The organism is Leifsonia sp. NPDC056665 (assembly GCF_042791795.1).
Taxonomy (GTDB): Bacteria; Actinomycetota; Actinomycetes; order Actinomycetales; family Microbacteriaceae; genus Leifsonia.
The window spans coordinates 34,697-48,962 of sequence record NZ_JBHTXK010000002.1 but is presented as its reverse complement, the minus strand read 5'-3'; the positions used below and the strand labels follow the sequence as shown (position 1 = coordinate 48,962).

At 64.2% G+C, this 14,266-nt stretch carries 15 protein-coding genes; 12 read left to right on the top strand and 3 right to left on the bottom strand.

What is annotated here, in order from left to right; genetic code table 11:
* Position 1: 1 nt before the first annotated feature.
* The gene (locus ACFQ9V_RS02480; RefSeq protein WP_382457598.1) at positions 2-430 is read right to left on the bottom strand and encodes a MarR family winged helix-turn-helix transcriptional regulator; all 429 of its coding nucleotides are present in this window, start codon (positions 428-430) and stop codon (positions 2-4) included.
* A gap of 83 nt (positions 431-513) precedes the next feature.
* Between ACFQ9V_RS02480 and ACFQ9V_RS02475 the strand changes: the two genes are divergently transcribed.
* The 3 genes from ACFQ9V_RS02475 (at position 514) to ACFQ9V_RS02465 (ending at position 2,965) form a co-directional block, all read left to right on the top strand.
* Positions 514-1,365: an alpha/beta fold hydrolase gene (locus ACFQ9V_RS02475; protein ID WP_382457597.1), complete on the top strand. Its 852-nt coding sequence runs from the start codon at positions 514-516 to the stop codon at positions 1,363-1,365.
* Between the two features lie 99 nt (positions 1,366-1,464).
* Positions 1,465-2,514, top strand: coding sequence for a biotin/lipoate A/B protein ligase family protein (locus ACFQ9V_RS02470; protein WP_370055633.1), 1,050 nt, complete (start codon positions 1,465-1,467; stop codon positions 2,512-2,514).
* Positions 2,515-2,596: 82 nt separating this feature from the next.
* Positions 2,597-2,965: a hypothetical protein gene (locus ACFQ9V_RS02465; protein WP_382457596.1), complete on the top strand. Its 369-nt coding sequence runs from the start codon at positions 2,597-2,599 to the stop codon at positions 2,963-2,965.
* Positions 2,966-2,978: 13 nt separating this feature from the next.
* Here the strand turns inward: ACFQ9V_RS02465 and ACFQ9V_RS02460 are convergent, their stop codons facing one another.
* Positions 2,979-3,263, bottom strand: coding sequence for a GNAT family N-acetyltransferase (locus tag ACFQ9V_RS02460; protein WP_382457595.1), 285 nt, complete (start codon positions 3,261-3,263; stop codon positions 2,979-2,981).
* 57 nt (positions 3,264-3,320) lie between these two features.
* Between ACFQ9V_RS02460 and ACFQ9V_RS02455 the strand changes: the two genes are divergently transcribed.
* Positions 3,321-4,205: a DNA-methyltransferase gene (locus ACFQ9V_RS02455; protein ID WP_382457594.1), complete on the top strand. Its 885-nt coding sequence runs from the start codon at positions 3,321-3,323 to the stop codon at positions 4,203-4,205.
* 76 nt (positions 4,206-4,281) lie between these two features.
* Here ACFQ9V_RS02455 and ACFQ9V_RS02450 read toward each other — a convergent pair whose 3' ends face one another.
* Entirely contained in the window at positions 4,282-4,737 is a 456-nt protein-coding gene (locus ACFQ9V_RS02450; RefSeq protein ID WP_382457593.1) for an SRPBCC family protein, read from the bottom strand.
* Positions 4,738-4,844: 107 nt separating this feature from the next.
* Between ACFQ9V_RS02450 and ACFQ9V_RS02445 the strand changes: the two genes are divergently transcribed.
* The 8 genes from ACFQ9V_RS02445 to ACFQ9V_RS02410 all read left to right on the top strand — a co-directional run bounded on the left by ACFQ9V_RS02445 (position 4,845) and on the right by ACFQ9V_RS02410 (position 14,137).
* A complete protein-coding gene (locus tag ACFQ9V_RS02445; protein WP_382457592.1) occupies positions 4,845-5,672 on the top strand; it encodes a phosphatase PAP2 family protein in 828 nt (275 codons plus the stop codon).
* A 296-nt stretch (positions 5,673-5,968) separates the two neighbouring features.
* Positions 5,969-8,347, top strand: a complete 2,379-nt coding sequence (locus ACFQ9V_RS02440; RefSeq protein WP_382457591.1) for a PEP-utilizing enzyme — start codon at positions 5,969-5,971, stop codon at positions 8,345-8,347.
* Entirely contained in the window at positions 8,344-8,943 is a 600-nt protein-coding gene (locus tag ACFQ9V_RS02435) for a gamma-glutamyl-gamma-aminobutyrate hydrolase family protein (protein ID WP_382457590.1), read from the top strand. Before ACFQ9V_RS02440 ends, ACFQ9V_RS02435 begins: the two co-directional genes overlap by 4 nt.
* 17 nt (positions 8,944-8,960) lie before the next feature.
* Complete coding sequence (locus ACFQ9V_RS02430; protein WP_382457589.1) at positions 8,961-9,692, top strand: phosphocholine cytidylyltransferase family protein; 732 nt, start codon at positions 8,961-8,963, stop codon at positions 9,690-9,692.
* Positions 9,689-11,338, top strand: coding sequence for an alpha-amylase family glycosyl hydrolase (locus tag ACFQ9V_RS02425; protein ID WP_382457588.1), 1,650 nt, complete (start codon positions 9,689-9,691; stop codon positions 11,336-11,338). Before ACFQ9V_RS02430 ends, ACFQ9V_RS02425 begins: the two co-directional genes overlap by 4 nt.
* Positions 11,335-12,066 carry a hypothetical protein gene (locus ACFQ9V_RS02420; protein ID WP_382457587.1) on the top strand — a complete coding sequence of 244 codons (732 nt, stop codon included), beginning with the start codon at positions 11,335-11,337 and terminating at the stop codon, positions 12,064-12,066. Before ACFQ9V_RS02425 ends, ACFQ9V_RS02420 begins: the two co-directional genes overlap by 4 nt.
* Positions 12,063-12,959: a glycosyltransferase gene (locus tag ACFQ9V_RS02415; RefSeq protein ID WP_382457586.1), complete on the top strand. Its 897-nt coding sequence runs from the start codon at positions 12,063-12,065 to the stop codon at positions 12,957-12,959. Before ACFQ9V_RS02420 ends, ACFQ9V_RS02415 begins: the two co-directional genes overlap by 4 nt.
* Entirely contained in the window at positions 12,959-14,137 is a 1,179-nt protein-coding gene (locus tag ACFQ9V_RS02410) for an MFS transporter (protein ID WP_382457922.1), read from the top strand. The genes ACFQ9V_RS02415 and ACFQ9V_RS02410 overlap by 1 nt, the downstream gene beginning before the upstream one ends.
* Positions 14,138-14,266 lie beyond the last annotated feature (129 nt).

Below are 14,266 nucleotides of genomic sequence, written 5' to 3'. Positions count from 1 at the left end.
CTCACGAGTCGGCGATCCCCCTCATTATGGCCGCGGCCTCGGCGAGGGTGTCGCGCTGCTCGGGCGTGAGCGTGCGGAGGCGCTGGTTCAGCCACGCGTCGCGGCGGCGCCGCGTCTCGGTGACGAGTCGGAGGCCGGACTCGGTGGGGACGACGATCACCTTGCGGCCGTCGACCGCGTCGGCGGTGCGCCGGACGTAGCCGGCCTGCTCCAGGTGGTTCACCGTGCGGTTCATGGAGGGCGGGGTCACGCGCTCGTGCTCGCTCAGCCTCCCGATCGTGCCTGAGCCCTCGCGGACGAGGAAGGCGAGCGTGGAGGTCTGGGTGTCGCTCAGCTCGTCGTCCTCCTTCTCGGCGCGCAGGCGCCGCCCGAGTCGCGCGACGGCGATGCGCAGCGCGCTGCTGAGGTCGTGCGTCGAGAGGCGTCCCATAGATAGTTAGCCTAACAAATTAGGCTGGCTAAATAAAACGCGTTCGCCCACGGCGTGCCGGCGGGGCGTGCCAGAATGAGCGCGTGCAGCGAGAGTTCAGCGCCGACGACGGCCTCCGCATCTTCTTCGACGTGTATCCGGCCGAGCGCCCGCGGGCTGCGGTGCAAGTCGCGCACGGCGTGGGGGAGCACGCCGGCCGCTACCGGGAGCTCGCCGAGCACCTCGTCGCCGAGGGGTACACCGTCTACGCAGACGACCACCGCGGCCACGGCCGCACCGGGATGGAGCAGTGGCACGGCGACCCCACGAAGCTCGGGAGACTCGGCCCGGGCGGCCTGCGCGGCGCCGTCCGCGATCTGCGCACGTTCGGCCGGCTCATCCGCGACGAGAACCCGGACCTCCCGCTGGTGTTCATCGGTCACAGCTGGGGCTCGCTGATGGGCCAGATGACCCTGAACCGCCACGCCGACGACTACGACGCGGCCGTGCTCACGGGCACCGCCTACCGGATGATCGGCTCGATGAACGGCGGTGACCTGAACAAGCGGCACGCCCACCTCGGCACCACCGGCGCGGAGTGGCTGAGCCGCGACCCCGCTGTGGCACAGGCGTTCGTGGACGACCCTCTGTGCACGCTCGTCCCCTTGCAGAAGCTGTTCGGGATGGCGGACGCCGCCCGCCTGCTGGGCCGGCCCGCGCGGCACCTGGCCCGCGACCTCCCGCTGCTCATCGCGGTCGGCGGCGACGACCCGCTGGGAGGCCCGGCCTCCGCGCGCAAGCTGGAGCGCTCGTACCGCACCCGCTCGGGCCTCAGCGACGTGACGACCATCGTCTACCCCGGCGCCCGCCACGAGGTCTTCAACGAGACCAACCGGCACGAGGTCTTCGCCGACGTCACCGCCTGGCTCGACCCCCGCGTCCCCGCGCGCACCTGAGCACCGATCTCTCCCGGACTTGTGTACGCGACACGCCGCGCTCAGGCGTGCACAACTCCGGAACGGATGGCCGCCCCGCGCGGGTTCTAGGCTGGGGTCATGCATGGTGAGTACAAGGTCCCTGGCGGCAAGCTCGTCGTGGTCGACCTGGAGGTGGAGGACGGCCTGATCGCCGGCTTCCGGCTGGCGGGCGACTTCTTCCTGGAGCCCGACTCCGCCCTGGAGGCGATCGACGCCGCCGTCAACGGCCTCCCCGCCGAGACCGACTCCAAGACCATCGCCGCCGCCGTCAAGGACGCCCTCCCCGAGGGCGCCTCGCTGCTCGGCTTCTCGCCCGAGGCCGTCGCCGTCGCCGTGCGCCGCGCGCTCGCCCGCGCCACGAGCTGGCGGGACTACGACTGGCAGATCGTCCACGCGAAGGCCGTCTCCCCGCTCATGCACCTCGCACTGGACGAGGTGCTGACCACCGAGGTCGGCGAGGGCCGCCGCGGCCCGACCCTCCGCATCTGGGAGTGGGACCGCCCCGCCGTCGTCATCGGCAGCTTCCAGTCGGTGAAGAACGAGGTCGATCCCGTGAACGCCGAGAAGTACGGCGTCGAGGTGGTACGCCGCATCACCGGCGGCGGCGCGATGTTCATGGAGGCCGGCTCCGTCGTCACCTACTCCATCTACGCGCCGGCCGACCTGGTGCAGGGGATGAGCTTCGCCGACAGCTATGCGTTCCTGGACGAGTGGGCCATCATCGCGCTCAAGTCGCTGGGGATCGACGCGAGCTACGTCCCGCTCAACGACATCACCAGCCCGAAGGGCAAGATCGGCGGCGCCGCGCAGAAGCGCCTCGGCTCGGGTGCCGTGCTGCATCACGTGACGATGAGCTACGACATGGACGGGCAGAAGATGACGGAGGTCCTCCGCATCGGCCGCGAGAAGATCAGCGACAAGGGCATCACCAGCGCGGCCAAGCGCGTCGACCCGCTGCGCAGCCAGACCGGCCTCAGTCGCGCCGAGATCATCGAGCAGATGAAGACCACGTTCCGCAGCCTGTACGGCGCGACGGACGGCGACCTCACCGAGGCGGAGTACGCGGAGGCCGAGCGGCTCGTGACGTCGAAGTTCGCGACGGAGGAGTGGCTCTACCGGGTGCCCTGATACCTGGCGCCGCCGGCCCGGCGACCTTGGCGGTTCCTGTGCGTCCGCGAGGCGTTCAGAACCGTCCGGTACCCTGGACGGCGTGAATTGGTGGGCCGTTGTCGTGGTGGTGGGCATCGTCGCGACGATCGTCGCGGGCGTGAGGCTCGGCTGGATCGACCTCTCCAACAAGGCCAGTCGCGGCTCCAGCAGCATGAGCGGCGCCATCGGAGGCTCGTTCGACGAGATCTTCGCGCCGACGCGCCACGAGGCTCAGCAGGAGCTCGACCGCCAGTCGTTCCTCCCGGCGCCTGCCCCGCTTCCCGGCGACGGCGGCGACGCGGGCGAGTGGGACGCAGGCAAGATCACGATCGACGTCGGGCCGGCCGGCCGCGGTCAGCGCGCCGAGGGCCGCGCGCCCTCCGAGGAGGGTCGCGCCACCACGCGCACGACTGCCTCGCACCGCGCCTGACGCAGGCAGTGCCTCAACGGTGCTGCAGCGCCTGGTACTCGGGGTGGTCGGCGAGCCAGCGCCGCACGTACGGGCAGGTGGCGACCACCCGCAGGTCGCTCCGGTCCCGCACGTCGTCGAGCGCCGTCTGGACGAGCTGGGAGGCCATCCCGCGCTCGCGCTTCTCGGGGTCGACCTCCGTGTGCACGAACACGATCGCGTCGTCGCGGAGCTCGTACTCGGCGATCCCGACGACCTCGCCGTCCTTCAACAGGGCGTAACGGGATCGGTCGGCCTGGTTCTCGACGGTGAGCGTCATGCCGCCAGGCTACCCGTCCGCCCGCCGCGCACCCCCGCATGCGGGAGAATGGAGGACATGTCAGAACCCGTCGCCGCCACGCAGCCGCTGTGGCTCCCCGACGGAGCGAGCACGGTCGTCCACGGCGACAACCTGGAGGTCGTCGCGGGCCTGCCCGACGGAGCCTTCCAGCTCATCTACCTCGACCCGCCCTTCAACACCGGCCGGTCGCAGGCGCGGCAGCGCACCACCGCGGTGCGGACGGAGGCCGGCGTCGGCAGCGTCATCGGCTTCAAGGGCCGCAGCTACGAGCGCATCAAGGGCGACATCCTCAGCTACGACGACCGCTTCGAGGACTACTGGGGCTTCCTGGAGCCGCGGCTGATCGAGGCGTGGCGCCTCCTCGCCGACACCGGAACCCTCTACCTGCACCTGGACTACCGCGAGTCGCACTACGCGAAGGTGCTGCTCGACGCGCTGTTCGGACGGGAGTCGTTCCTCAACGAGATCGTCTGGGCGTACGACTACGGCGCCAAGGCGAAGAACCGCTGGCCGGCCAAGCACGACACGATCCTGGTCTACGTGAAGAACCCGGGCTCGTACTATTTCGACTCGTCCGCGGTCGACCGGGAGCCGTACATGGCGCCCGGCCTGGTCACCCCCGAGAAGGCCGAGCTCGGCAAGCTGCCCACCGACGTCTGGTGGCACACCATCGTGTCGCCGACCGGCCGGGAGAAGACCGGCTACCCGACTCAGAAGCCGGAGGGCGTCCTCCGCCGCATCGTGCAGGCGTCGAGCCGCGAGGGCGACTGGGTGCTCGACTTCTTCGCCGGCAGCGGGACGACGGGCGCGGTCGCGGCGGCGCTGGGCCGACGATTCGTGCTGGTCGACAGCAGCCCGGACGCGGTCGCGGTGATGCGCGCCCGCTTCGCCGCCCACCCCCAGGTCCGCTTCGTCGGCTGAACCACCGCCGAGGGGCACGTAAACGCCCCTAAAACCGCGCCTTAGGGGCGTTTACGTGCCCCCGGCGAATGGTGGGTCAGGCGCCGTGCTCGACCGGCGGAGCCTCGACGTGCGCCTTCAGCGCCCGCATGGTGCGCCGGCTCTCCCTGGCCGCCATCATCGCGAACATCGGCTCGACGGCGCGGTACACGCCGTGCGTGGTGAGCTGGCCGATCCGGGTGACGCGCGTGACGCCTCCACGATCTTCGACCCCGTACACGATGAGCGCGTCGACGCGCCCGGACGGCTTGGCCTGGTGGAAGCGCAACTCGTGGTCGGGGACGTCGTCGATCAGCTCGCCGCGCATCCGGCCGACCATCGTCGAGTCCACGTAGGTCGGCGGCTCCGAGACGGCCGCCGCCGAGGGTGCCCGGGTCCCGCGGTAGACCAGCGAGTGGCCGAGCCACGCGGGGTAGGCGTCGACCGCCCGCAGGGTCGCGTGGACGTCGTGGGCCGGCGCGTCGATCTGGATGGTGTCGGTGAAGCTCTTCATGGCGCCCGTCCTACACCGTGCGCGATGGGTTGCGCACTGACCATCTCCCGGGGACGATCCGTTCCTTCATGGAAGTTCCCGGGGACGGTGTGGAAGGGTTGTCTACTATGCGACCCGCGCCCCTCCGTCTGCTCCCGTTCGTCTGGGGCGCGCTCGGGACGGCCGTGATGTTCGTCGCGATCTACCTGTTCTTCGTGCAGAGCTACATCGGCCAGGTGATCGATGAGCGGTCCTTCGCCGGCGCGGACGAGTGGAAGGGCAACCTGATCGACTTCGCCCACGCGTTCCTCAACGCGCTGCCCGTCGCGGCCGTGGTGGCGGGCGCGATCATCGCGGTGATCATCGTCCTGGTGCGGCGCAACTGGCTGGTGTTCGCGGTCGCGGTCGGCGCGGCCATCGCGGCGAACGTGAGCACGCAGGTGCTGAAGTACTCGGTGCTCTCCCGTCCGGAGAAGGGCGTGGACGCCGGCCTCGCGAACTCGCTGCCGTCCGGTCACACGTCGGTCGCGGCCTCGGCGGCGCTCGTCGTCTTCCTGGTCGCGTCGCCGCGCTTGCGGCCGCTCGCCGCGGTGCTCGGATCGGTCTTCACCATCGCCGCCGGCGCCTCCACGCTGGTCGAGCAGTGGCACCGGCCGAGCGACGTCATCGCCGGGATGCTCGTCGTGGCGTTCTGGGGATGCATCGCCGGGATCGTGCTCGCCGCGCTGCGCCTGCGCCCGGCCGACCCGCCCGTGCGGACGAAGCTGTGGGCGCTGGTCTGGATCGCCGCCGCCACCGGCGTCGTCGCCGCAGTGGCGCTCGTCGTCACCTACAACTCCACCCAGAACGGCACAGAGCACCTCTTCATCGCCTACGCAGGCGGCGTCTCCGCGATCGCGACGACGGGATTCTTCCTCGCCGTCATCGGCAACCGCCTCTACCGCGCCCTGGCCTGACCGGGCCACAGCCATCCGCTCCGGACTTGTGTACGCGACACGCCGGTGCCAGGCGTACACAACTCCGGAAGAGATTGCGGCGGGTGCAGCACGTAAACACTGGGTCTCCTCGCAAGAGGCAGCGGCCTGGTTAATTGATTTCGCGGAACGGCGAGGACGCGGGTGCTCCTCGGAGTGTTCCCCGTGCTAGGTTCCTTAACCGGTTCAGGGATGCTGGGGAGCGAGTTATCTCTGAACATGGGTGCGCCAGGTCTCGGCGGACCCGAGGACCAGAACATTGATGTTGGGGGATGCACGTGGGTTTCGAGGACGAGATCAAACCATCGGGGGATAAGGGTAAGCGCCCATCTGCAGCTCTCGTCGATGCACCGCGCGGATTCCATTTTGGCTCGAAAGCCCAAACGCTCGAACGAATTGCGCGCGAGTCAAGCTGTCGAGTGCTTCCCATTCACAGAATCACCTACAGCGACTGGTGCCTTAACAGAAATCTCGAGTCACGGCGGGCGATCGCGCGCTTTGAGGGATCGCTAATGATCGTTAGGTCTTGCGCGACTGTCGAAGATGGACGTGACAACTCCCATGCCGGCGAGTTCGATTCGGTGCTGAACGTTTCGGAGGCCGAACTGAATATAGCCATCGACAGGGTCTTTCGATCGTATGGCTCAGTGGCGGAATTGGACGAGGTTCTCATCCAACCGATGGCATCCAATCTCGTCTGTAGCGGAGTGGCCATGACGTGTGATCCGTTGACTGGCGCGCCATATTTCGTGGTGAACTACCAGGAGGGAAGCAACACCGAGGCTGTTACCGCAGGCCACCAGACGTCCTCATGGTCCATGCTCCAGGGCCGCGACATCGACCTCCCCGAGCTGGCCTCTCGCGTGGTCGACGCATTGGAAGATCTCATGGCTGTCACCAACGAGCGGCATCTAGATGTCGAATTCGGCGTCGACACTGACCTCGAGGTCATCGTCTTCCAGGTTCGCAGAATCACTACCGTTGATTCATCTCGTCGAGCAACCCAAAGACGCGACGCCCGTCTCACCAAGGCCGTTGATCGCGCATTTGTGCAGTACCGAACTGCTCAGCGCCATGCGAGACACCTCGGTTTCGACCGTTCGCTCCTCGGGGTCATGCCCGACTGGAACCCGGCAGAGCTAATCGGCCTGAAACCGCGGCCACTCGCATTTTCACTGTACGAGTCGATCATCACCTCTGATGCATGGGCCGTGGGGCGTTACCGCCTGGGTTACAAGAACCTACGTGCCGTTCCCCTTATGCACCGCGTGGGCGGTACTCCATACATCCTCGTCGCAGCCAGCCTGCTTTCGTTCGTCCCCGATCAAGTTCCGGAAGGAACCGCACGGCAGATAGTTGACGTAGCCCAAGAACACCTGCGGGCTGCCCCGGAGTTGCATGACAAGGTCGAATTCGCGGTCATGCCTACGTGCTTCAAACCGAGCCTCCGTTCAGGCGAGTGGAGGGATCGATTTGCTCCCATCAGCGACCAGGAATGGACCAAATATCTTGAGGAACTGCTGCGGCTAACGAACGATGTCATCGGCGACGAGCGCGTCATGTTGTCAGCCCCTATGCGGGCGGCGAAGTTGGAGGACGCCGCTAAGCGCATGAGGTCCGAAGTGGACGGGTCCGAATCCACTGTTGATGCCGTCGCATTGCTCCGCGCGGCTCGCGTGCATGGCACCGAACTATTCTCAGAAGTGGCACGGGCCGCCTTTATCGCCACCGACATACTCACCGACCTTGAAAAAACGGAGGTGCTCGCCGAAGGAACGCTGGACGGCATCGTCGGTAGAGCGTCGACAATCGGGTCACGTCTCGTGGAGGATCACTCTGCACTTTCTGTAGAAGATTTCTTGCTACGCCACGGACACATTCGTCCGGGAACATACGACGTGACAGTTCCCCGGTACGATGCGGCGCCGAACAGCTATTTTCATCGAGAGGCGCGGACGCTCGCCGCCGCTCCTCGTGACGAGAACCAGCCATCAGAGGACATCGACCGCGTCTTGGCTGATGCCGGCTACACATTCTCGTGGGAACAGCTCGTGGCGTTTGCCCGGGTCGCGATCGCGCTGCGCGAGGAGGTTAAGCATTCATTCACCAAGCTCCTCAGCGATGCGATGGAGATCCTCGTACGCGGCGGGGCTGGCTTCGATCTCGGAAGGGACGATGTCTCCTTCCTGACACTTGCAGATTTGGCGCACGCCGATGAGTTTCCGAATCAACGTCCGAGGTTCCTGACCCGAGCCGTCGATCGGAACAGAAAGCAATGGCGACACGACCTTGCGGTGCGGCTTCCTCACCTTCTCACCGAGGAGCGCGAGATCTTGTTCAACGAGGAACGCGTCTCGCGACCAACTTTCGTAACGCAAAAGCGCGTTCAAGGTCGCGTTAGAACGCCCAACGACGCCGAACTGCAAGGCAGCGTGATCTTCATCGAACGCGCCGACCCCGGATACGACTGGCTGTTCACGCACGACATTGCCGGATTCGTGACTCGCTTCGGAGGAGAGAACTCCCACATGGCGATTCGGGCTCGTGAGCTGGATATCCCAGCCGTGATCGGTGCCGGCAGCCAGTTCGAGAGATGGTCGCTTGCGACACGGATCCTCATAGATGGGCAGGCGCGGACTGTGGAAGTTCTTGCGTGAACGCGGTTGCGATCACCATGCGAAGGGATTTCGTCCAGGGCCGGCACGAGGTTCGCGATGCGCTTGAGAGCGCCTGGTGGGATCTCTTATCTGCACTCGGTCACATACCGCTTGTTATTCCCAATCACGCCGGACACGCTCAAGCTCTCATCGAGGCTTTCCGGCCGCAGGCCGTCATTCTGACTGGAGGTGGCCTTCCTGGGCCATCCGATGACTCCAGCGAACGCGATCGTGTGGAGACGCTATTGATCGACTATGCCGGGTCGTCAGCCCTGCCGCTGCTGGGGGTGTGTCGAGGAATGCAAGCCATCGCTTTGCGTTTTGGCGGCTCCCTTTGCTCTGTGACGGGCCACGTCGGCACGAGATCGGGTGTCACTTCCAGATTTGGAACACACGATGCCCACTGCTTCCATGAGTACGCGTTGATGGAAGCCCCAGCCGGTTTCGTCCCGCTGGCCATCGCCTTCGACGGAAGCATTGAAGCAATAGAGCACAGGACGCGACCTATTCGGGCCGTCATGTGGCATCCAGAACGCGCCGGGAGTCTCGGGCAAGCCGACACGGATCTACTTCGAGACTCGCTGAAAACCGCATAGCAATCCGAAAGGCAGTCATGCACGCCATAATTCTCGCCGCCGGACGCGGATCAAGGCTGAAACAGCACACCGCTGAACGCCCCAAATGCCTCGTCGAGTTCAGGGGGCGACCGCTTCTCGTCCGAACTGTTAACTCCCTTCGGGCCGGCGGAGTCTCCCGCGTAACAGTCTTAGGGGGCTACCGATCCGAGCTCTTGCAGAGCTTCGTCGACGATGGTCTCGTCGACGACTTGATCGTGAACGAGGATTGGGAGGCGACGAATATGGTGTCGACCCTGTTGATCGCTTCCCAGAGTCTCCGAGCGGGGCCCGCCATCGTTGCTTACGGTGACATCTTCTTTAGCCCCCGCATCGTTGCGGATCTTTGCCGGTGCCCTTCGCCCCTAGCAATCGCCTTCGATCCCGACGGAGTCGCTCTCTGGCGGGAACGATTTGCCAATCCTCTCGACGACCTCGAAGACTTCCAGCTCTCTTCGACTGGCTCAGTCACCCGCATTGGGTTCAAAGCCGCGTCGCTCGCCCAGCCGCAGGGGCAATACATGGGCCTGGTCAGGACCTCGCCTTCCGGCTTTGAGTTGCTGTGCGAAGCGTTCTACTCGCAGAGCGATCAATCGTTAGACATGACCAGCGCGCTGCAGCGAGTCATTGAATCAGGGGGTGAAATCGCGGGAGTAGCGAATCGCGACCCGTGGGGCGAGATCGACAGTCCGAGTGACCTCACCTTCTTCGAGGCGAGGTCGACATCATGATGCACGATACCTTTCCTTCGGACGCCCTCGTGAACCTATACGGGGCCGAGGATGCGGCACGCTGCGAAGCGGAACTGCGGACTCTGGTGTCTGCGATGTCAGGGGGCCAACCAAATGCGAAGAACCGCGTGTCCGTGTGGCTACTCGCGTACCCCGCCCACCTCGAAGATGCGGATTTAAGCGGAATGCAAGCTCTGAACTCACTTCTCGATCACACGGATGACCAATTCCAGCATCTTCACCTGCTTCCGCCCTTCCGGTCCGGTGGTGACTTCGGTTTCGCCCCAGCCGATCACTTCGAACTCGAAAGCAAGGCGGGCACCTGGAACGACCTCAAGGCCCTGTCCCACCGACGAACTCTTTCGATCGACCTGATCCTCAATCACGTCGCCCCATCACACCCGTGGGCTGAGGCCGTTCTTGCTGGGAAGGTCGACCTCGACGATGAGCCATTCATCCGCGTCGACCCGCACGCCGATTACAGCGCGCTCGCACGCTCTAGGCATCACCCGCCTGTCAGCGCCTACGGCTCAGTCGATGGTGTCCGGCACTACTGGACTCGTTATGGTCACACCCAGATAGATCTTGACTACCGCAAGCCGCAGGTGCTCATCCGCATGGCAAAGGTTCTCGTCGAGTATGCCCACAGGGGCGTGGGAGGACTGCGCCTCGATGCTCTTGCGTTCCTGTGGAAGGACGCCTCGCGCTCATCCGCGAACGAACCTGAAGTCTTCCATCTGCTTGAGGTGTTTCGTTGGATCGCGGACCGCTCAGGATTGACCACGCTGATCGCGGAAGGCGACGTTTGCGCTGGCGTGAGCCCATATGTCACCCCGGACGCTCGCCGTGCCTCAATTGCATACCGATACGAGAGCGCCCCCGTCGTGCTCTCTACGCTCCTCCGCTCAAGTAGCGCCCCGTTGATGAAATGGATCCAGGACCACGGCCACCAACTCCACCGCACGCCCGCGCTTAACTTTCTTTCCACCCATGATGGGGTCTACCTCCGCCCGTATGATCCCCCCGTTCCTCCACAGGACATTGACGTTCTGGCGCGCGCGACGCTGGACAATGGCGGGGCTGTCATCGAACGTGTCGTGAACGACGCCGTCCTGCGATACGAACTGGATATTTCGATCATCGACCTGCTCGACGGGGAGGGAGATGGTGCCGAACGGTTAGCTGCCGGAATCACGCTCATTTGCTGGCTGCCGGGAACACCAATGGTGTACCTCGGGCATCTGTTGGGGGTGCGCAATGATGACGAACTCGTGCGGGTGACCGGAGATGAGCGAGCTCGAAATCGCGGGTCGATCTCACTGACCGAAGGTCTACAGCGTGTGCGCGATGGGATCGGAGCGCGTGTGATCGAGGCCGTGCGAGAGTTCCGAGAGGTGGCTGCGGCGTATGACGCCTTCGACCCTGCATCACCCATTGGCGTTGGGCCGGACTTGGGCGACCATGTCGTCAGCGTGACGCGAACCGGGGCCAATTCAAGTGCGCTGTGCCTGCTCTCGCTGGGGAAGAGCAGGACCGTGCAGATTCCCGCGAAGTACCGACCGGATGGACGTGATTTCGTAGACCTCGGCCCATGGGAGAGCATCGTGCTTCACGAAATCGGTTCGAAACGGGAGTCGGCCACGTGAGTAACGATCCCTACGACGAAATGCGCTGGACACCGGGAACAGGTGAGGGCCTCACCTTCGACGAACAGTATCGAGCGGCTCAGCTACCACTGGTCTCCCCGGAACACCCACGAGCGCTTGACTGCCTGAGCGGTCGCGACTATCACAAGGGACGGTACGAACGGGCCCGCGTATCAATCGTCGGGGATCTCGGTCGCCCGTTCCTGGCCCAAGACACGTGCCGACACCTCCTGCGACGTCTCGAGGCTTCAACATTCGCCGAAAAGGTTGCTTTTGAGCTAATCGAGACCCGTGCGCCAAATATCCACTGCACGCTCGTTGGCGACATTAACCCCACATCTGATCAACGCAACGATGCCAATCAGCTTTTGCGCGAAGCGCCCGCACTCATGCCGGTCATGCACGGGCCGTTCATCGGACAGTTCAATCGCGGCCGCATCTACCTCCCCCTCGAATTTACTCGTTGCTCCGACATGGGCCTACTCGATGCACTCAGCGCAGTCTTCGGCAGGAAACGTCAGCGGTTCATTGCAATCGGCCTCGTCAACCTGCGGGACGAACTCGACGCGCAAGAGGCCCAAGACTTGTCCACGATCCTGACCGATTTGAACCGGACGCGTACACAACTCCCCATCACGGCGCTGAGCTGGACATCGACCAACGACGATCTGACCCTCGAAATGAACCGCCTCGAGACCATCCCGCTCGCCATGGAGAAGTCCGCATGAGAAATGGACCCGTCATCCTCGACCCCTCGGACGCGATCCGGTATTCGGTCGTCATTCCTACCTACAACCGCAGCGAGCTCCTTCACAAGACAATCGCCAGCGTGCTAGCAGCATCGGTCGAGAGAAGGGACGTCGAGATCGTCGTCGTCGACGACGGGTCTACTGATGAAAGCGCAGCGCTTGTCGCTTCCGTCCAGAGCGATATCGAGGTGCTGTATCTCCGCCAACCGGATCGGGGCTTTCGCGCCGCCCGGGCACGGAACCTCGGGATGTCGGTAGCTCGAGGGCGGACTGTCCTCCTGCTGGATTGCGGGGTAGCCGTGCGAGCCAACTTCTTCGCGGTCCTCGACGAACACGACAGCAGGAACGCCGACGTCGTGGTCTTCCCCGTGGCGGGATTCAGTAACAATGACGCCGACGACGATGATCTCACCGCAGCGATCGCTGCGGTAAAGGATCGGGACGCTGCATCAGCTCTGGCGCAAGGAGACCGGTTCAGGGATATCAGAGAACCCGTATTCAGCCTATGCGCCGACAATCTGTCGGCTCTCCCCGCACCGTGGGCGATTGCGTGGACGTGCTGTCTCGTCGTACCGCGACATGGGAGACTCCGCGACGTCTGGTTCGACGAGCGTTTCGTTGGTTGGGGAGGCGAAGACCTCGATTTTGCTCTTCAACTTGAAAAGGCCGGAGCAGTATTCGGCCTCGAACGCCGCACGGGCGGGCTCCATCTGCCCCATTCCAAGTCCGAGGCCGCTAACTCGAAGTCCTCTCGCGGCAACAAATCGTACTTGCACCAAAAGCACGATCGCGCCGACACCGAGCTACTTCAAACGGTCTCAGCTGTCGATCTCAACGATCAGCTCCTTCGACGCGCCGGGTCCCAGCGGTGATGCGACACTCCCAGACGAAGGTCACAACCTTCCTTTTGGGACTTCAGCAAGCCCTGCTCATCCCCTTCCTGAGTCTTTTCGCCGTGCGCGAACTAGGGCTGCAACCGCTTGGATTGTTCGTATTTTTGCTGGCATTTCACGGTAGCGGCCTCGCCGTGAGTCTTGCGCTCCCCGCGATGATGGATCGGTTCGGGAGGGGTGGTGGCTCGTTTCAGGTCCTCACCGCTCTCGCGGCAGTTGGATTCGGACTCTTCGCCCTCCCGCTGAACGCCGGTATGGCGACCCTGATCGCAGGATTTCTGCTGGGCCCTGCGAGCGCACAGAATAGCGTCTTTTTCGCCGCGTTGAAGACGTCAGGAACCTCACGGTCGGGCCTACTCACCACACGAGGACTCTTCACCGTAGCCTGGGTTGCCGGCCCACTGGTGGGCTCCCTCATTCAGGGCTTGACCGGATTCGTCGGCCTCTTCATTTCTCTTGCTTTGCTCAACTTGTTCGTGCTGCTTCTTGCGCCCCTTCGGCATGTTACCGGGCCGCCCGCTTCTTCTCCGCTCGTAGAGAGCGACACACCTGCCCGGTCAAAGGGTCAGCTATGGTCGGCCTTTGTTGCGCTCGTCTGCCTCTATGGAACGAACGTAATCGCGACAACGACGATGCCAATTGTTATGACGGGACTGCAGGGGGGAACTTCGGCCATGGCGGGAATCGCCTTTGCCGTTTCTGCGGCACTAGAGGCGCTCGTGCTGTTCTGCTTCGCGCGTTGGTCGACGCAAAGGCGGGAGCGAACTCTGATCATCGCCGCGTGTGTTCCTGGCGCTATCTACTACATACTCCTTGCAACAACTGGCGCACCGTGGTTGCTCGTGGTTGGCCAATTGCCGAATGCAATATTCATTTCGGCCGCGGTGGGACTCGGCATGACCTGGTTCCAATCGTTGATGCCCGCCCGCCCGGGCTTCGCTACTGGACTATTCATGAATGCTTCACGGATCGCGTCCCTCGCGACTGCGCCCCTCATTGCAGGTGCGTCATCAGTCACAGGCTCTTATCAGTCAGTCAACTGGCTGGCTGCGGCCCTACTCATCCCTGCAATCCTGCTACTCGCAACCGTCCGCCGTTCGCACCGGCAATTCTTGCCAGACTCTGCAACCCCAGCTGCAAGCGAGGTGCTTGATTAGGTAGCGAGGCCCTTCAGTCATTTTCAGCGGCAGCGTCCTCAGCACCGTGCCGGCTACCAGATAATGTCCCACATGGCCGAAGCTTCTCCTCTCGACCACGAGCGACGAGCTGCCGAGACGCTATGAGGT

What these genes read in the sequence shown, in the direction of transcription:
- ACFQ9V_RS02480 (WP_382457598.1), bottom strand. Translation starts at nt 430, where the DNA reads ATGGGACGCCTCTCGACGCACGACCTCAGCAGCGCGCTGCGCATCGCC.
- ACFQ9V_RS02470 (WP_370055633.1), top strand. Translation starts at nt 1,465, where the DNA reads ATGCATGGTGAGTACAAGGTCCCTGGCGGCAAGCTCGTCGTGGTCGAC.
- ACFQ9V_RS02460 (WP_382457595.1), bottom strand. Translation starts at nt 3,263, where the DNA reads ATGACGCTCACCGTCGAGAACCAGGCCGACCGATCCCGTTACGCCCTG.
- ACFQ9V_RS02455 (WP_382457594.1), top strand. Translation starts at nt 3,321, where the DNA reads ATGTCAGAACCCGTCGCCGCCACGCAGCCGCTGTGGCTCCCCGACGGA.
- ACFQ9V_RS02450 (WP_382457593.1), bottom strand. Translation starts at nt 4,737, where the DNA reads ATGAAGAGCTTCACCGACACCATCCAGATCGACGCGCCGGCCCACGAC.
- ACFQ9V_RS02445 (WP_382457592.1), top strand. Translation starts at nt 4,845, where the DNA reads ATGCGACCCGCGCCCCTCCGTCTGCTCCCGTTCGTCTGGGGCGCGCTC.
- ACFQ9V_RS02430 (WP_382457589.1), top strand. Translation starts at nt 8,961, where the DNA reads ATGCACGCCATAATTCTCGCCGCCGGACGCGGATCAAGGCTGAAACAG.
- ACFQ9V_RS02425 (WP_382457588.1), top strand. Translation starts at nt 9,689, where the DNA reads ATGATGCACGATACCTTTCCTTCGGACGCCCTCGTGAACCTATACGGG.
- ACFQ9V_RS02415 (WP_382457586.1), top strand. Translation starts at nt 12,063, where the DNA reads ATGAGAAATGGACCCGTCATCCTCGACCCCTCGGACGCGATCCGGTAT.
- ACFQ9V_RS02410 (WP_382457922.1), top strand. Translation starts at nt 12,959, where the DNA reads ATGCGACACTCCCAGACGAAGGTCACAACCTTCCTTTTGGGACTTCAG.